The organism is Acinetobacter sp. C32I, assembly GCF_023702715.1.
In the GTDB taxonomy this organism is placed as follows: Bacteria; Pseudomonadota; Gammaproteobacteria; order Pseudomonadales; family Moraxellaceae; genus Acinetobacter.
In genome coordinates this window covers 1,527,553-1,542,725 of the sequence record NZ_CP098480.1, presented here as the reverse complement: position 1 = coordinate 1,542,725, position 15,173 = coordinate 1,527,553, and the positions used below count along the sequence as shown (strand labels likewise).

Genomic DNA, 15,173 nt, shown 5'->3' with positions numbered 1-15,173 from the left:
ACATGTCAAATCAATTGCCCGTCATCAATTTAATGGGGCCTACCGCAAGTGGTAAAACAGCATTGGCATGTGAACTCTATGAGCGTGGTAATTTTGAGCTGATTTCGGTTGATTCGGCTTTAGTGTATAAAGATATGGATATTGGCACAGCAAAGCCGACCAAAGAAGAGCAGCAACAATATCCGCATCATTTAATTGATATTATTACGCCTTTAGAGGTCTATTCGGCAGCACAATTTGTTGAAGATGTTTGCCCATTGATTGATGATATGCATGCCCGTGGAAAAACCCCAATCTTGGTGGGCGGAACCATGTTGTATTTCAAAGCTTTGCTTGAAGGTCTGGCCAATAATTTGCCAAATGCTGACCAAGCAATCCGTGATGCAATTGTTGCTAAGGCCGATCTTGAAGGCTGGCAAGCGGTTTATGATGAGTTGGTGGCTGCCGATCCTGTTGCGGGGCAAAAATTTAAAGTTTCAGATAAACAACGGATTATTCGAGCATTGGAAGTCTATCGAATTACCGGTGAGCCGATAACAAAATTACAAGCTGAACAGCCCAAAAATCAACCATATCGTTACATATTTCATAACTACGCATTGATGCCAGATCGTTTAGAATTACATCAACGCATTGAGCAAAGATTGAGCAAAATGTGGAACATTGGTTTTTTAAATGAAGTAGAGGAATTGATTAAAAAATACGATTTAAATGATAATTTACCGTCCATGCGGTCCGTCGGTTATCGTCAAGCTTTGGATTTTTTAGTAAAAAGTGACCTAAGTCTCAAAAATAAAGTAGAAATGGAGAACAAAGCCCTTTTTGCGACGAGGCAATTAGCCAAACGTCAATACACTTGGTTACGTTCTTTGCAAGAATTACACGATTTTAAAACTTACGTGACGATAAAGCAGGCGAAAGAAGACTTGCGAAACTTCTTTGGATAAAGCAAAATTCGCAGGCTGTCTTTTTATAATTTTTAGTTGAAAAATAAAGATAGTTTTTTTGCGCTGATTTAAAAATTTTTTGGAGTTAAAAATGTCTAAAGGTCAAACTTTACAAGATCCGTTCTTAAATTCTCTCCGTAAAGAACGTATTCCAGTTTCTATTTTCCTTGTAAACGGTATCAAATTGCAGGGTCATATTGAGTCATTTGACCAATATGTTGTTTTGTTGAAAAACACTGTAAGTCAAATGGTTTATAAACACGCGATTTCTACAGTTGTTCCTGCGCGTAATCCACGTCCTGCTGGTGCTCAAGGTACTGCTGGTGGCTTCCCTGCACAAGGCGCTACTGGTGGCTTCGGTGGTCAAGGCGCTGCTGGTGGCTTCGGTGGTCAAGGTGGCGGCTTCGGTGGTCAAGGCGGCTTCGGTGGTCAAGGCGGCGGCTTCGGTGGTCAAGGTGGCTTCGGTGGTCAAGGTGGCTTCGGTGGTCAAGGTGGCGGCTTCGGCGGTCAAGGTGGCTTCGGTGGTCAAGGTGGCTTCGGTCATCAAGGTGGCTTCGACGGCGAAACTAAATTTGAAGATGGTCAAGAAGACGAAAACAATCGTTAATTGATCGATGATCTTTAAGAAAATGCCAGTCTCGTAATAGACTGGCATTTTTTTGTCTATTAGAAAGCTAGAATAAATACTATGGAAATGATTGTTGCTGCGGCGTGTTGTAGTGTATTGGTCTCGATTTTACTGAAATACCTAAAAGCAAAGGGATTTGATGTTTTTCAAATGATTGCGTGGAATTATTTGAGCGCAAGCCTTTTATGCTTTTATTGGTTTAAAACCGATATTACGCATATCTCTTTAAATCATACCCCTTGGTGGCTAATTCTTATTTTAGCAGTGTTATTACCCAGCATATTTTTATGCTTGGCGAAGTCTTTGCAATTTGCAGGCATCCTGAAAACGGAAATTGCTCAGCGGCTTGCAGTTATACTGTCGTTATTAGCGGCCTATTTTGTTTTTGGGGAGCAATTTAGCCAATTAAAATTAATTGGTGTAGTGCTGGGCATCATTGCGATTTTAGCGATTATTATTGGACAGGCCACAGAGCAAGCTAATAAAGGCATGAATTTAAAATCAGCCTTGTTTTTGTTTAGTGTTTGGGCAGGTTATGCTGCTGTTGATATATTACTTAAATATAGTAGTAGTTTAGGTTTGCAGTTTGCAGTCACACTGAATTTAACGTTTATTGCAGCCTTTATTTTATCCATCGCTTATATCGCAATTACTCAACCTAATTGGCAGCCTAAAAATATTTTTACAGGTTTATTTTTAGGTGTACTCAATTTTGCCAATATTGCCTTATATGTCAAAGCACATATGATTTTCAAAGAAACGCCAGCCATTGTTTTTGCGGGTATGAATATTCTTGTCGTGGTACTTGGCGTTCTTAGTGGCGTCGTATTATTTAAAGAACGCTTAAAAGCCTATACCTGGATTGGATTGATCTGTGGTGTGGTTGCAGTCCTGTGTTTGGCCAAAGCAATGATGAAATAAACAAAGGGAGTCATGAAAACTCCCTTTGATATTTATGGTTTATAGACGAGTAAAAACCACTTCATCGGGTAGTCGTGATTTTGGCAGTTTGGCATTGAAATCACTGTCACTGCGATAACCGAGTGCAACAATTACAGAGGCTTTTAAGCCTTTTTCAGCTAAACCAAATTCTTTATTCATGAGTTCTCTATCAAACCCTTCCATCGGTGTTGCGTCGATTCCTTCTAGACCCGCAGCAAAAAGCAGTTGTCCAAGTGCAAGGTAGGTCTGGTTTTCCATCCATGCAGGAAGATTTTTCAGTTCATTACGATAAAATTCAACATAACCAGAACGGGTAGCACGTTGTCCTTGTTTGGCAGTTTCATCTTTAAAGCGACCACTGGCATCATCTTGCTGTAATAATTGTTCTAAGTATTCAGCAGAAATATCGGTACGCGTGCAAAATACTAAGGTATGTGAAGAATTGAGAACTTTGGCCGCGTTATACACATAATTGCCAGTCAATGCCGATGCAATACGCTGCTTTGCTTGATCAGATTCAGCAACCAAGAAGTGCCAAGGTTGAATATTTACCGAAGAAGGGCTGAAACGTAAAATTTCGAGTAGTTTTTCAAATTGTGCCTGAGGAATTTTTTTCTCTGCATCATAAGCTTTTGTGGCGTAACGTGTTTTTGCTGTAGCTAAAGTATCCATCCGTCATTTACTCGATTTTAAAATTTAATTTATTTTACTTGATCTCACTGTCGCTGAAAGTAGCTAAATGTGATTTTGATATCGATTTAAGTCGTATGTGGGTTTTATCAGATTGGTTAACGTTCTGATGAGTTGTAAGAAAATAAAGTGGAGCCTGATCACAAGTCTCAGCGATCAGGCTTTTGTATGGAAGTATCTATCAATAGGAATGTGAATGTATTATTGAATATAAAACAAAGCTCGACTCACTCCATTTAGGCAATGATTATTTGATATATGGTAAGAGGCAATTATTTTATTGTTTAATTCCAGCATATCACCATTCATTCTCACCTCTTGCTCAGGCTTTAGTTGAATATTTCCATCGGTAATTATTCCATTTTCCCATCGGAATTCATTTGGGAAAATAAGTGGAAGATTGCTGTTCGCTGTTGAGAGGTAAACACAGTTGTTAATGACTTTAATGGTTCCTCCTGCGATACCCAGTCTTGAGCCCGTACCCATTTTTTTATAAGTCACTAGCTCAATTTCAGGTTTAAGCTGAGATATGTTCATAATGTCCTCTTTTGAATGACATCCACTTAACATGGAGAAAGTTAGGAGCATAATAAAAAGGTTATGGTGTTTATTGAGTAACAATGCTGGCACCTATCGAATTTAAATAATCGAGACTGGTATAGATCGAGATATCTACTGGACTCGTTGAATCTTGGCCTTTCCAAAAACAGGCATGCATAATTCCATATCCAGTAGTTAATGCAAACCAAGGGCCACCGCTGTCTCCAGGATAACAACGTAAAGAACCTTGCCCAGTTGTATGGTCATGTCCTGCATTCCCGTTGGTATTTTTAACAATAACAAAGGTATTACCATTGTTTTCTGCATTTCCTCCACTTATGCTTTCAACTTCACCGCAACTCTGTGTCAGAGTTGTAACATATTGACCTGTTTTACCAAGATGACAAATATATGCTCCATTTACTGTACCATTATCATATGGAGTTCCTGCACGAGTTTTTGTTGCTGTTAATTTTCTAAAGTTGACGCTTGAATCTGCATAAAATTCGGCTTTAGCTGCTTGAGTTGAAGATGTTCCCGCTGGAAGGAATCCAAGGTCAGCAACACTATCATCTCTCCAGCCACTTGAAATGGGTTGAGATGCGGGTAGAAGTGGGATGATATATTTTGTTCCATCCCGATCTGAATATTGATATTCAGAAAATTGGCCTACCGATGCACAGTGTCCTGCAGTTATAATTCCTAATACATTGTTTCTTTTCCCAATAAATCCACTAAAACAAGCAATTTGGCCTTTTACAGAATCTGGTGCAGTTGCTTGTAGCGGTGATCCTCCTCGAGTAGCCACTCTTCCCCCAAAAGGAACAACACTAATTTCAACAGGAACAGCCAAAAGGACTTCTGCTATTTGTTTTGCATTGCCTTTATCCGATTTAACATACACTTTCGCATTTCCTGTTTTCTCATCGTCATAGACTAACTGTAGTTCTGGGAGTGATTTTTTTAGCTGCTCTCGTTTAGATTCAATATTCTTTAAACGTTGTTCTTTTGTTTTATAATTTTGTTGACTAAAATTAATAGGAGCGGACAATGGTTGTGAATATTGTGTAGCCACTGTTCTGATGTCTGCATCGCTAATATTAAATTGTTTTCTTAAATTAGAATTTCCTTTACTTGAGATAATGCTTTGGACTGCTTGTGAAGTCTTAGGTTTAACCGTTAATGACGTTGGTAAATTTTTAGCATAATTCGCGACATTCACTTTTAAAGCAAAGTCATTTTTACTGTTGTCAAAATACATTCCTTGTAGATCACCTTTTACATTGTTTCTAATATTGGAAATATCAGAAGATGTCCCATGCATAATCAATAATCTTCGTATGGCCTCATCATAAGGTACATCATATGAAGCTGCATAGAATTTTGCATCAATTGCTAAAGCTTCTGCCTCATTTATGAGATTTGAGTCATCTGCGAAAGCAGAGTTGGTCGAAATAATTAACAAAGTGAGAAAAGACATTCTTTTTAGCATCGAAAAATCATCCTGAATTGTGTTGTTTAAATTCAATATAGATGAACATTGTTAAGTTTTGCTAAAATAAAATGAAACTAAAAATTACAGCTATATGATATTGGGAGTAAATTTTATTTAAAGAAATTTATATTAATTTATTGATTTTACTTATATGTCTTGAGTGTTAATAATTCCACTGTTTAAAATCTAATTGATAATTTTCTTGCTCATTGAGCTCTAAAATCCAAGCTGAATCTGCTCGCCAATCTCCTAAAACAATACGTTGTTTATTCAGGACATGGTGAATCTCTGGACGATGGGTATGGCCGTGAATTAAATAATCAACGTGTTCAAGCACGGATTCTACTGCTTGAGCATTTACATCCATAATGTCATAGCTTTTCAATTGCTTGGTTTCACTACTTTTTTTCCGGAAACCATTGGCAATTTTTTGTCTAAAGCTTAATGGTGTGCGTTTTATTAGCCCCAATAATACGGGGTTACGAATCACTTTGCGAAAACGTTGGTAGGCAACATCATCGGTACAGAGCGCATCGCCATGTTCCAGTCGGAACGTATGTCGCTGAATATTTAAGGTATAAACGTCAGGCAGTAAAATGCCATCGAATTGTTTTAAGAATTTTTGACCTAAGGCAAAATCACGATTGCCCACTTGGAAGTAAACCTGGTTGTTCGCCGCAGTGAATTTTTGCAAAGCGCTGACAATTTCATCTAACCACGGGGCGGTGTAATCATCCCCAATCCAAGCATTAAACCAATCACCCAAAATATAGAGTTGTGTGTTTTTATGCTGGTATTGTTTCAATAAAGCTAAAAACCCTCGAACGAGTCGAGGGTGATCAGGTGACAGGTGTAGATCTGAGATAAACAGATAAGTCACAAAGAATCCTGTTGGATAAAATTATTCAGAGATAATTTTAGCAGATTCAATTACAACGTTCTCTAAAGGAACATCGGCATGGTAACCACGGTTACCTGTACGTACACCTTTGATCGCTTCTACGATATCAAGACCTTCAACAACTTTACCAAATACTGCATAACCCCAGCCTTGTGCTGTTTTACCAGTATGGTTTAAGAAAGAGTTGTTTTTAACATTGATAAAGAATTGAGCAGATGCAGAGTGCGGAGCTTGAGTACGCGCCATTGCAATTGTGCCTTCATCGTTGCTTAAGCCGTTGTCAGCTTCATTTTCGATTGAGTCACGTGTTGCTTTTTCTTTGAAGTTTTCATCCATGCCACCGCCTTGGATCATAAAACCATCAATCACGCGGTGGAAAATTACGCCGTCATAGAAACCGTCACGTACATATTCTAAGAAATTTGCAACCGTTTTTGGTGCTTTTTCAGCGTTAAGCTCAAGAACAATACGACCTTTGTTGGTGTTTAATTCGACTTGAGGAAAACTCATTACATTAATCTCCTAAACATGGGCAAATTGACCATGGGTTTTTGGTTGAGAGAAGCATAAGCAAACTGTAAACTACAAGGCAAGTAAAAAACGTTAAAATCTTTCATAAATAGCAAAGATTGCGTTTTTATTTCCCATTTTTAACTGTAAGAAGTGATTTACACCCTATGAAGCCAAATGATGTTGTTTCTGAACTGCCAAAGACCCCGACGCCGAATACCCATGCCTCTGTCGATGCCGTGCAGCAAGAACAACAGGCAGGCTTAGACTTTGTACGTCAAGTCATTACCGATGATTTAAAAGAAGGTCGTACCCAAAAAGTTGTAACTCGTTTCCCGCCTGAGCCAAATGGTTACCTACATATTGGACATGTCAAAGCAATTTGTTTGAATTTTGGTATTGCCGAAGAATTTGAAGGTTTATGTAATTTACGCTTTGACGATACCAACCCAGATGCCGAAGAACAAGAATATGTTGATGGTATTGCCAATGATGTGAAATGGTTAGGTTTTAACTGGAATGGCGAGCCTCGCTATGCTTCTGGTTATTTTGACCAACTTTATGCATGGGCTGTTCAGTTGATTGAACAAGGTGATGCTTATGTTGATCTACAAACCCCAGAAGAAATTAAGCTGAACCGCGGTAATTTCGTTGAACCTGGAAAAAATTCACCATACCGTGATGCGACTGTCGCAGAGAATCTTGCGCGTTTTGAACAAATGCGTAATGGTGAAATTCAAGAGGGCGGTGCTGTACTCCGTGCCAAAATCGACATGGCAAGCCCGAATGTGCATATGCGTGATCCGATTCTTTATCGTGTACTGCATTCAGAACATCACCAAACCGGTGATAAATGGAAAATGTACCCAATGTATGACTACGCTCATCCATTGTCTGATGCGATTGAAGGTATTACCCATTCACTCTGTACTTTAGAATTCCAAGATCATCGTCCATTCTATGACTGGATTGTAGAAAAAGTTCACTCGCAAGCTGTACCACGTCAGTACGAGTCTTCACGCTTAAATATCGATTACACCATTACCTCTAAACGTAAATTACGTAAATTGGTTGAAGGTCAGCATGTACAGGGCTGGGACGATCCACGTATGCCAACAGTCGTTGGGATGCGTCGCCGTGGTTTTACCGCAGAAGGTTTACGCGATTTCTGTAAGCGTGTTGGTGTATCGAAAACGGACGGTATTGTTGATGTGGCAATGCTTGAGTTCTGTATTCGCCAGTCTTTGGAAAATACCGCAGCACGCGGTATGGCAGTACTCAATCCATTGAAAGTGACATTGACCAATTTACCTGAGGAATTGGATCTCACTCATGCTCGTCATCCTAACGTGGATATGGGTGAACGCATTATTCCGTTGACGCGTGAACTTTATATCGATCGTAAAGACTTTGAAGAAGTACCGCCGAAAGGCTTTAAACGTCTGATTCCTGATGGTGAAGTGCGCTTACGTCATGCCTATGTGATCAAGTGTGATGAAGTAATTAAAGATGCCAATGGTGAAGTGATCGAACTTAAATGTTCAATTGACCCTGAAACTTTAGGTAAAAACCCTGAAGGGCGTAAGGTGAAAGGGGTTGTTCATTGGGTCTCTGCGACCAAAGGTGTACCTGCGGAAGTTCGTATTTACGATCGTTTGTTTAACGAAGCAGCACCCGATGCAGATGATGATTTCCTCGCACATTTAAACCCAGACTCATTGCAAGTGGTTCAAGCGGTGATTGAGCCAGCTTTAGCACAAGCAAAACCTGAAGATCGTTTCCAGTTTGAACGTGAAGGCTATTTTGTTGCGGATCAACATGATCATCAAGCAGATAAACCAGTGTTCAACCGTATTCTGGATCTGAAAGATAGCTTTAAAGCAGATAAGAAATAAGTTTTGAATTTATTGTTTTGATCTTAAAAAGCCGATTTGTTTTCAAATCGGCTTTTTATTTCTGCTGCTAATGGTTTTTTTAAGCATTTTATTTTAAATCGGTGTATCGCATTGTGCGATTGTTGGTCGGTCGGTTTGTTACTGATCTTGGTGATGCCTTGCTTGCTTGTTGGATGTGGGCAGCAATCGCATCGATGATGAATTGATAGAGATCTGTTGGCAAATCATGTCCCATACCCTCAATTGTTAACAGCTTTGCGCCAGAAATAGATTTTGCGCTATCTTGGCCGCATGCAATCGGGATTAATAAATCCTCTGTGCCATGAATCACCAGTGTCGGGGCAATGATGCAGGCGAGGTATGAGCGAATATCACCGGTTGCTGCAATTGCAGCAATTTGCCTTTTTAGTCCATCTGGATCGTAATTGCGGTCATATTCCTCCGAAATAAGTTTTAAATATGCATTTTCGTCAAAACTAAATCGAGGGCTCGAGATATATTTTGCAAAATGCAGTTTATGCAGAAAAAAATCAGTTTTATTCAAATGTGGATCTGGACTGGGGCAGGTGAGCAGCGCCATAACATCAGCTTGGGCACTTGGAAGCGCTGGGTTTCCTGTACTCGACATAATGGATATCAAGCTCTTGACTCTTTTAGGGTAAGTACTTGCCATCAGTTGGGCAATCATCCCACCCATAGAGCGTCCAATAATGTGGACTTGATCAATTGCTAAAGCATCAAGTAATCCCACTGTATCTTCAACCATATCGTGAAGCGTATAAGCAATCTTGATGTTCTCGCCATTTTGGGTGGCATGGATCAGATCACTCAACTCTGGAGCGGGTTGATCATGCAAATGTGTTGACAAGCCAACATCTCGATTATCAAACCGAATGACTCGAAAGCCTCTTTGAGCAAGCATTTGACAGAATAAATCACGCCAATGAATCATCTGAGTACCTAATCCTGAAATTAATAGAATGGTATTTTCATGCTCAGCGCCAAAGATATCGTAGTGGAGATAGAGAGTATTTATAGAGACCTCATTCATGCTTCATCTCAAAAAGTAAAATACAATGCTTGCAATATACTTGAGTTATCAAGTATATTGCAAGCATTGTATCGGTATTGAAATTGGTTATGAATAAGCTTGAATTATTACTGGATCAACACCTTGTTGGTTCTTTATTGAGTAAAAAACTTGATCTGGCGCTTAGCGTACACGGAATTAATCTGACGGAATTCATTCTGATGTATCACCTTGGTCTGGTGCCTGAGGTGGGATTAAATCGAATCTCATTGGCCCATAAAGTTGCACTAACAGCTTCTGGTGTCACCAGAGTGTTGCAACCTATGGAAAAAACTGGACTGATCGTAAAGACGGTTCATCCACGTGATGCAAGACAAAGCTTTGTTGTACTGAGTGCAAGTGGCCAAGAACTTCTCAGCAATGCGATCACGACGGTCGAGCATACGGTTGATTCTATCTTTGCATTATTCAATCAAGAGGAAATCAAGACGCTACAGCTTTTGTTAAATAAATTAAAAGTTTAAAGGGGAGGAAAAATGAAAGACGCGTATATTTTCCCAACCCAAGAGGATGGGATTCGTTTATTTAAGCGACATCTTCAAGGGGAGGTCGTCATGTTGAACTTACTTCGATTGAAGCAAGTGGCGGATTATTCAGATTGTCCAGATTTAGCACCAGCAACCCCAATTACAGGGCGAGAGGCTTTTCAGCGCTATATCGACCATACACATCCATTTCTACAGCAAACGGGTGGCGATATTTTATTGCTTGCCAATGCAGGTGAATTTTTTATCGGCCCTTCTGATGAGTATTGGGACATTGTGATGTTGGTAAAACAAACATCCATTGACAGCTTTATGTCGTTTGCACAGAACCCAGAATGCATGAAGGGAAATGGACATCGTATTGCAGCAATTCAAGATTCTCGATTGCTGCCAATGCAGACAACAATACAGCTTTAATATTGGTGCAACAGAGCTTATAGATGAACCATCGAAAAAGCCCAGCGATTTAATGTTGGGCTTTTTTTTCAATTCTAAAATAGCAAGCTTTAAACATTCAGATGGTCTAAGAACGTTTGAATGACCAGTCGGCACTGTTGCTCCAACTGTGCTGCATAAGCCTGATTATCTTGGCGTAATTGAGGAATGGATAAACCTGCATGACGTATTTCACAGGTATGGCCAATGAGCCATTTTTCAAAATTTTCTTCAGCGATTTCAAGATGGAACTGCAAGGCCAAGATGTTATTGCCGACAGAAAAAGCTTGATTTGGATAGATTGCCGAACTTGCCAATAAGCTACTATTTTCAGGTAAATCAAAAGTGTCGCCGTGCCAGTGCAGCACTTCGACATTTTCTAATGCGGCTAAGGGATTCGTCTCAAGCACTTTAATGTCTAATTTGCTCCAACCAATCTCTTTTTGATGTCCAGCATAGACTTTTGCCCCCAGTGCATGTGCAATCAGCTGTGCGCCCAAACAAATGCCAATGGTGGGTTTATTGGCTTTTAAGCGTTGTTTTAAACCCTCAATTTCATCCACTAAAAACGGGTAGTCCTCGGTTTCATAGACGCCGATTGGGCCACCGAGAATTATCGTTAAGCCCTCATAATTAAGTGCGGGACTCAGATCATCCACACCCGCTTCAAAATAACGGACGCGAAAACCCAACTGATAAAAAATATCTTCTAATGAACCAAGGTCTTCAAAAGCAAGATGCTGAATGGCGTAAACGGTTTTTAGATGAGAAGCGAGGGGCATGACCGAGTACCAATGAATAAAAATTATGTTGTATCTTAAATCATTTTTAAGACCGATGTGTTGACCTTATGCTTTTTGGACAGCGCTGGAAAATAGGGCTGTCCAATTGCTCAGTTAAAAAAGCAATCTGCGTTGATGATGTTCTTCAATAGTTGGAACCACATGTTCATCCTTTAAATCGACACCAGATAAGCCCAGTCGTTTGGAGTTATGCATTAAAGCCAATAAGCGTTGTGTGGCAATCGGCGTACTTAATCCTGCAGGACGAATATTGGAAATACAGTTACGTTGTGAATCTAGGCAACCGCTGTGCGCTTTCCATGTGTAGTAGAGTCCCATACTGTCAGGAGAACTGAGACCAGGACGTTCACCGATCAGCATAATCAACATACGAGCCTGAAAAATTTCAGCAATTTCGTCGCCCAAAGCAACACGGCTGCCTGTGGCAATTACAATTGGGGCTAAAGACCACTGTTGTTCTGCAAAAGGCTGGATCAGTGCCTGTATAAAAGGCAGTGCATTTTCTTCAATGGCACGGGCTGATAAACCATCACCAATCACAATACAGACATCATAAGCCTGCGACGCTTTTTGCATTTGCTGAAGCTGTTGTGTCGAATCGGTTGAAAGTAAACGTCCTAAATCAGGTCGCTTCAAATACAGCTCTTTATGTTCAGCCTGACTTTGTACATGGATTGGGTTTAAACCTAGTTTTTGTAGCTGTTCTTGCAGATGGGTGACATTCAGTGATTGAAAGACCGCATCTTTGGCTTGGGCATGACTGAGTTGGAAATCAAGTAATGCATGGGTTGGAATGCTGCATCCTGCACGTCCAATGGCAATACGGGCATCAGTAAACTGTTTCAGTGTTTCCCACTGGTCTTGATGCGCCTGTGCAGGAAATTGAATGTCTTTAGAAAGTTTCATTTGATTCTCCTTAATGCATCAATAATCTGGAGAATTGAGCGGGCATTTGCTCTGCCCAATGAATCTGTTGCTGCTGCTGTTTTAAAATGCCTTGTTGTTCTAACCAGAGTGAAAACTCAGGAGCAGGCTGTAGCCCAAGCAGTTGTCTGAGGTATAGTGCATCATGAAAAGAGGTGGTTTGATAATTCAACATCACATCATCCGAACCCGGAATACCCATAATAAAATTAATGCCTGCTGTACCAAATAAGGTCAGCAGCACATCCATATCGTTCTGATCGGCATCTGCATGATTGGTATAGCAAATATCGCAGCCCATTGGCAGACCGAGCAACTTGCCACAGAAATGATCTTCTAAGCCTGCGCGAATAATTTGTTTTCCGTCGTAGAGATATTCAGGGCCAATAAAGCCGACCACGGTATTGACCAATAAAGGCTTGTATTTGCGCGCCACAGCATAGGCACGTGCTTCGATGGTTTGTTGATCGACGCCGTGATGTGCATTACTCGACAGGGCACTACCTTGACCCGTTTCAAAATACATCACATTGTTACCAAGCGTACCGCGGTTTAAAGACAGCGTTGCTTCATAACCTTCTTGTAGCATTTGAAGTGAAATACCAAAACCTTCATTGGCTTTTTGTGTACCTGCAATAGATTGAAACATCAGGTCAATTGGAACATTCTTTTCTGCCAGTTGAATGCCTGAACTGATATGGGTCAGAACACAAGACTGGGTCGGGATTTGATATTCTTGAATAACATGGTCAATCAGTTTTAGCAGCTCTGATAAATTATGCAGATTGTCTGTTGCTGGGTTAATCCCGATCACTGCATCGCCATTGCCATACATCAAACCATCCAAAATACTGGCGGAAATACCCAGTACATCATCGGTCGGATGATTGGGTTGTAACCGTGTGGATAAATGTCCTTTTAAACCGATAGTATTGCGAAACTGGGTAATGACCTCACATTTACTTGCAACATAAATCAGGTCTTGATTGCGCATGATTTTACTCACAGCGGCAACCATTTCTGGGGTTAAACCCGCTGCAAGCTGTTGTAGCTTTTCGGTGGTGGCATCTTCACTGAGTAACCAGTTACGGAAATCACCCACCGTAAAATGCGCAATTGGTGCAAACAGATCAGCGCGATGTTCATCAATAATCAGACGGGTAATTTCATCGGTTTCGTAATCGACTAGCGTTTCATTTAAAAAGTTTTTTAACGGCACATCTGCCAGTGTAATTTGTGCAGCAACACGTTCAGTTGCATCTTGTGCAGCAACACCCGCCAGTTGATCACCAGAACGCAAAGGGGTTGCTTTTGCCATCAAGGTTTTAAGATCGGCAAACTGATAGTGTTGTTGGGCCACGATTTGACGGTAACGCATGATCTTCTCCTTAATCTTTCTGGTTATTGCTTTTCATCTGCCGTGATTTGGGCAAACTCTTCTTCTGGCGTCCCTTGTATGAGTTGATGACGGCTGTAAAAGATAAAATAGGCAATAAAGACCATATAAATGCCTGCTGCAATACACCACACTTTAGGATTGACCAGAAAACCTGCAACAACTGCGGTGGCAGCTAAAATTAAGGCAATGCTCGAGGTGACGATACCACCAGGTGTTTTATAAGGACGGTGCATTAAGGGGCGAGATACGCGTAGCTTAATATGCGAGAGCATCATCAAGACATAAGAAATGGTCGCACCGAAGACTGCAATTAAAATCAGTAAATCGCCTTCTTTACTTAAGGACAAGAAGAAGCCAATGATGCCAGGAATAATAATGGCTAAATAAGGGGCGTGATTTTTGTTGGTCAATGACAGCGATGTGGGTAAATAGCCGGCACGGGAGAGTGCAAAAATCTGGCGTGAATAGGCATAGATAATTGAAAAGAAACTGGCGATGAGCCCCGCAAGACCGACAAAATTGACAAAGTTCGCCAGCCATGTGCCTTGTCCATAGACTTTGACGAGCGCATCGACCAAGGGCGCACTGGAGTTTTGTAGGGTACTGGCACCGGCTGCACCTGCGCCTAAAAATAGAATCAGTAGGGCAAAAGCGGTTAAAATTAACATCGCACCAATCAATCCGCGTGGTAGTGATTTGGCAGGGTCTTTGGCTTCTTCAGCAGCTAAAGGTACACCTTCAACAGCCAAGAAAAACCAAATCGCATAGGGAACCGCTGCCCAAATGCCTAAATAGCCATAGGGTAAAAAGCTGCTTGCGCCAAATTGTTGCCCGGCAGCAATATCAAACAAATTCTGAGAATTAAAATGAGGCAACATCGCAACGATAAAAACAGCCAGTGCAATCGCTGCAACCAAGGTGATGGCAAACATAATCTTAAGTGCTTCACCAGCACCTTTCAGGTGGATCCCCATAAAAATCAGATAACAAGCTAAATAAACTTGCCAACCACCAATACCGAATAGAGATTCACAATAGGCCCCAATAAAGACCGCAATGGCGGCAGGTGCAATCGCATACTCAATCAGAATCGCGGTACCTGTTAAATAACCACCGAGTGGGCCAAATGCGATACGGGCAAAACTATAGCCGCCACCCGCTGTTGGCAGCATAGTTGCCATTTCAGACATGGCAAGACATAGGCAGAGATACATCACGGCAACGACTGTGGTGGCAACAAACATGCCACCCCAACCCCCTTGAGCGATACCAAAATTCCAGCCAGCGAAATCACCTGAAATGACATAGGCGACCCCTAAGCCGATCAGTAATAACCAGCCCACGGCACCTTGCTTGAGTTTTCTTTGGGCAAAATAATCTTCAGAAGAGGTTGCAGATGCTGAAAGTGCAGAAATAGGTTCTTGATTGTTCATACAAAGCTCCGTGTATGGGTCTCATCAGCAAGATGCAAAAGCAATGCCGATGTTGC

General features: G+C 41.0%; 16 protein-coding genes. 6 read left to right on the top strand and 10 right to left on the bottom strand.

What is annotated here, in order from left to right; genetic code table 11:
• Positions 1-2 precede the first annotated feature (2 nt).
• The 3 genes from miaA to NDN13_RS07505 all read left to right on the top strand — a co-directional run bounded on the left by miaA (position 3) and on the right by NDN13_RS07505 (position 2,496).
• Positions 3-947, top strand: a complete 945-nt coding sequence (gene miaA, locus NDN13_RS07515) for a tRNA (adenosine(37)-N6)-dimethylallyltransferase MiaA (protein ID WP_251117790.1) — start codon at positions 3-5, stop codon at positions 945-947.
• A gap of 91 nt (positions 948-1,038) precedes the next feature.
• Positions 1,039-1,554 (top strand): RNA chaperone Hfq, encoded by a 516-nt coding sequence (gene hfq / locus NDN13_RS07510; protein WP_016540984.1) that lies wholly within the window; start codon positions 1,039-1,041, stop codon positions 1,552-1,554.
• Between the two features lie 81 nt (positions 1,555-1,635).
• Positions 1,636-2,496, top strand: coding sequence for an EamA family transporter (locus NDN13_RS07505; RefSeq protein ID WP_251117789.1), 861 nt, complete (start codon positions 1,636-1,638; stop codon positions 2,494-2,496).
• Between the two features lie 39 nt (positions 2,497-2,535).
• Here NDN13_RS07505 and nfsB read toward each other — a convergent pair whose 3' ends face one another.
• From nfsB to NDN13_RS07480, 5 genes are all read right to left on the bottom strand, one after another.
• A complete protein-coding gene (gene nfsB, locus NDN13_RS07500) occupies positions 2,536-3,189 on the bottom strand; it encodes an oxygen-insensitive NAD(P)H nitroreductase (RefSeq protein ID WP_004806057.1) in 654 nt (217 codons plus the stop codon).
• 219 nt (positions 3,190-3,408) lie between these two features.
• A complete protein-coding gene (locus tag NDN13_RS07495) occupies positions 3,409-3,744 on the bottom strand; it encodes a hypothetical protein (protein ID WP_251117788.1) in 336 nt (111 codons plus the stop codon).
• 70 nt (positions 3,745-3,814) lie between these two features.
• A complete protein-coding gene (locus NDN13_RS07490) occupies positions 3,815-5,227 on the bottom strand; it encodes a chymotrypsin family serine protease (RefSeq protein ID WP_251117787.1) in 1,413 nt (470 codons plus the stop codon).
• 178 nt (positions 5,228-5,405) lie between these two features.
• A complete protein-coding gene (locus tag NDN13_RS07485) occupies positions 5,406-6,122 on the bottom strand; it encodes a UDP-2,3-diacylglucosamine diphosphatase (RefSeq protein ID WP_251117786.1) in 717 nt (238 codons plus the stop codon).
• Positions 6,123-6,143: 21 nt separating this feature from the next.
• Entirely contained in the window at positions 6,144-6,653 is a 510-nt protein-coding gene (locus NDN13_RS07480; RefSeq protein WP_004661403.1) for a peptidylprolyl isomerase, read from the bottom strand.
• Between the two features lie 167 nt (positions 6,654-6,820).
• Here NDN13_RS07480 and NDN13_RS07475 point away from each other — a divergent pair, with 167 nt between their 5' ends.
• Positions 6,821-8,548, top strand: a complete 1,728-nt coding sequence (locus NDN13_RS07475) for a glutamine--tRNA ligase/YqeY domain fusion protein (protein ID WP_251117785.1) — start codon at positions 6,821-6,823, stop codon at positions 8,546-8,548.
• Positions 8,549-8,636: 88 nt separating this feature from the next.
• Here the strand turns inward: NDN13_RS07475 and NDN13_RS07470 are convergent, their stop codons facing one another.
• Positions 8,637-9,599, bottom strand: coding sequence for an alpha/beta fold hydrolase (locus tag NDN13_RS07470; protein WP_251117784.1), 963 nt, complete (start codon positions 9,597-9,599; stop codon positions 8,637-8,639).
• Between the two features lie 89 nt (positions 9,600-9,688).
• Between NDN13_RS07470 and NDN13_RS07465 the strand changes: the two genes are divergently transcribed.
• Positions 9,689-10,102, top strand: coding sequence for a MarR family winged helix-turn-helix transcriptional regulator (locus tag NDN13_RS07465; RefSeq protein ID WP_004806068.1), 414 nt, complete (start codon positions 9,689-9,691; stop codon positions 10,100-10,102).
• Between the two features lie 12 nt (positions 10,103-10,114).
• Positions 10,115-10,540, top strand: coding sequence for a DUF1330 domain-containing protein (locus tag NDN13_RS07460; protein ID WP_251117783.1), 426 nt, complete (start codon positions 10,115-10,117; stop codon positions 10,538-10,540).
• A gap of 89 nt (positions 10,541-10,629) precedes the next feature.
• Here the strand turns inward: NDN13_RS07460 and NDN13_RS07455 are convergent, their stop codons facing one another.
• The 4 genes from NDN13_RS07455 to eat form a co-directional block, all read right to left on the bottom strand.
• Positions 10,630-11,340, bottom strand: a complete 711-nt coding sequence (locus NDN13_RS07455) for a glutamine amidotransferase (protein WP_251117782.1) — start codon at positions 11,338-11,340, stop codon at positions 10,630-10,632.
• A gap of 114 nt (positions 11,341-11,454) precedes the next feature.
• On the bottom strand, positions 11,455-12,267 hold the full coding sequence (eutC, locus tag NDN13_RS07450) for an ethanolamine ammonia-lyase subunit EutC (protein WP_251117781.1): 813 nt from the start codon (positions 12,265-12,267) through the stop codon (positions 11,455-11,457).
• A 10-nt stretch (positions 12,268-12,277) separates the two neighbouring features.
• Entirely contained in the window at positions 12,278-13,663 is a 1,386-nt protein-coding gene (locus NDN13_RS07445) for an ethanolamine ammonia-lyase subunit EutB (RefSeq protein WP_251117780.1), read from the bottom strand.
• A gap of 23 nt (positions 13,664-13,686) precedes the next feature.
• Positions 13,687-15,117 carry an ethanolamine permease gene (gene eat, locus NDN13_RS07440; protein ID WP_251117779.1) on the bottom strand — a complete coding sequence of 477 codons (1,431 nt, stop codon included), beginning with the start codon at positions 15,115-15,117 and terminating at the stop codon, positions 13,687-13,689.
• Between the last annotated feature and the right edge of the window lie 56 nt (positions 15,118-15,173).

Coding starts and splice junctions, on each gene's coding strand:
- miaA (WP_251117790.1), top strand. CDS start 3: ATGTCAAATCAATTGCCCGTCATCAATTTAATGGGGCCTACCGCAAGT.
- hfq (WP_016540984.1), top strand. CDS start 1,039: ATGTCTAAAGGTCAAACTTTACAAGATCCGTTCTTAAATTCTCTCCGT.
- NDN13_RS07505 (WP_251117789.1), top strand. CDS start 1,636: ATGGAAATGATTGTTGCTGCGGCGTGTTGTAGTGTATTGGTCTCGATT.
- nfsB (WP_004806057.1), bottom strand. CDS start 3,189: ATGGATACTTTAGCTACAGCAAAAACACGTTACGCCACAAAAGCTTAT.
- NDN13_RS07495 (WP_251117788.1), bottom strand. CDS start 3,744: ATGAACATATCTCAGCTTAAACCTGAAATTGAGCTAGTGACTTATAAA.
- NDN13_RS07490 (WP_251117787.1), bottom strand. CDS start 5,227: ATGTCTTTTCTCACTTTGTTAATTATTTCGACCAACTCTGCTTTCGCA.
- NDN13_RS07480 (WP_004661403.1), bottom strand. CDS start 6,653: ATGAGTTTTCCTCAAGTCGAATTAAACACCAACAAAGGTCGTATTGTT.
- NDN13_RS07475 (WP_251117785.1), top strand. CDS start 6,821: ATGAAGCCAAATGATGTTGTTTCTGAACTGCCAAAGACCCCGACGCCG.
- NDN13_RS07470 (WP_251117784.1), bottom strand. CDS start 9,599: ATGAATGAGGTCTCTATAAATACTCTCTATCTCCACTACGATATCTTT.
- NDN13_RS07465 (WP_004806068.1), top strand. CDS start 9,689: ATGAATAAGCTTGAATTATTACTGGATCAACACCTTGTTGGTTCTTTA.
- NDN13_RS07460 (WP_251117783.1), top strand. CDS start 10,115: ATGAAAGACGCGTATATTTTCCCAACCCAAGAGGATGGGATTCGTTTA.
- NDN13_RS07455 (WP_251117782.1), bottom strand. CDS start 11,340: ATGCCCCTCGCTTCTCATCTAAAAACCGTTTACGCCATTCAGCATCTT.
- eutC (WP_251117781.1), bottom strand. CDS start 12,267: ATGAAACTTTCTAAAGACATTCAATTTCCTGCACAGGCGCATCAAGAC.
- NDN13_RS07445 (WP_251117780.1), bottom strand. CDS start 13,663: ATGCGTTACCGTCAAATCGTGGCCCAACAACACTATCAGTTTGCCGAT.
- eat (WP_251117779.1), bottom strand. CDS start 15,117: ATGAACAATCAAGAACCTATTTCTGCACTTTCAGCATCTGCAACCTCT.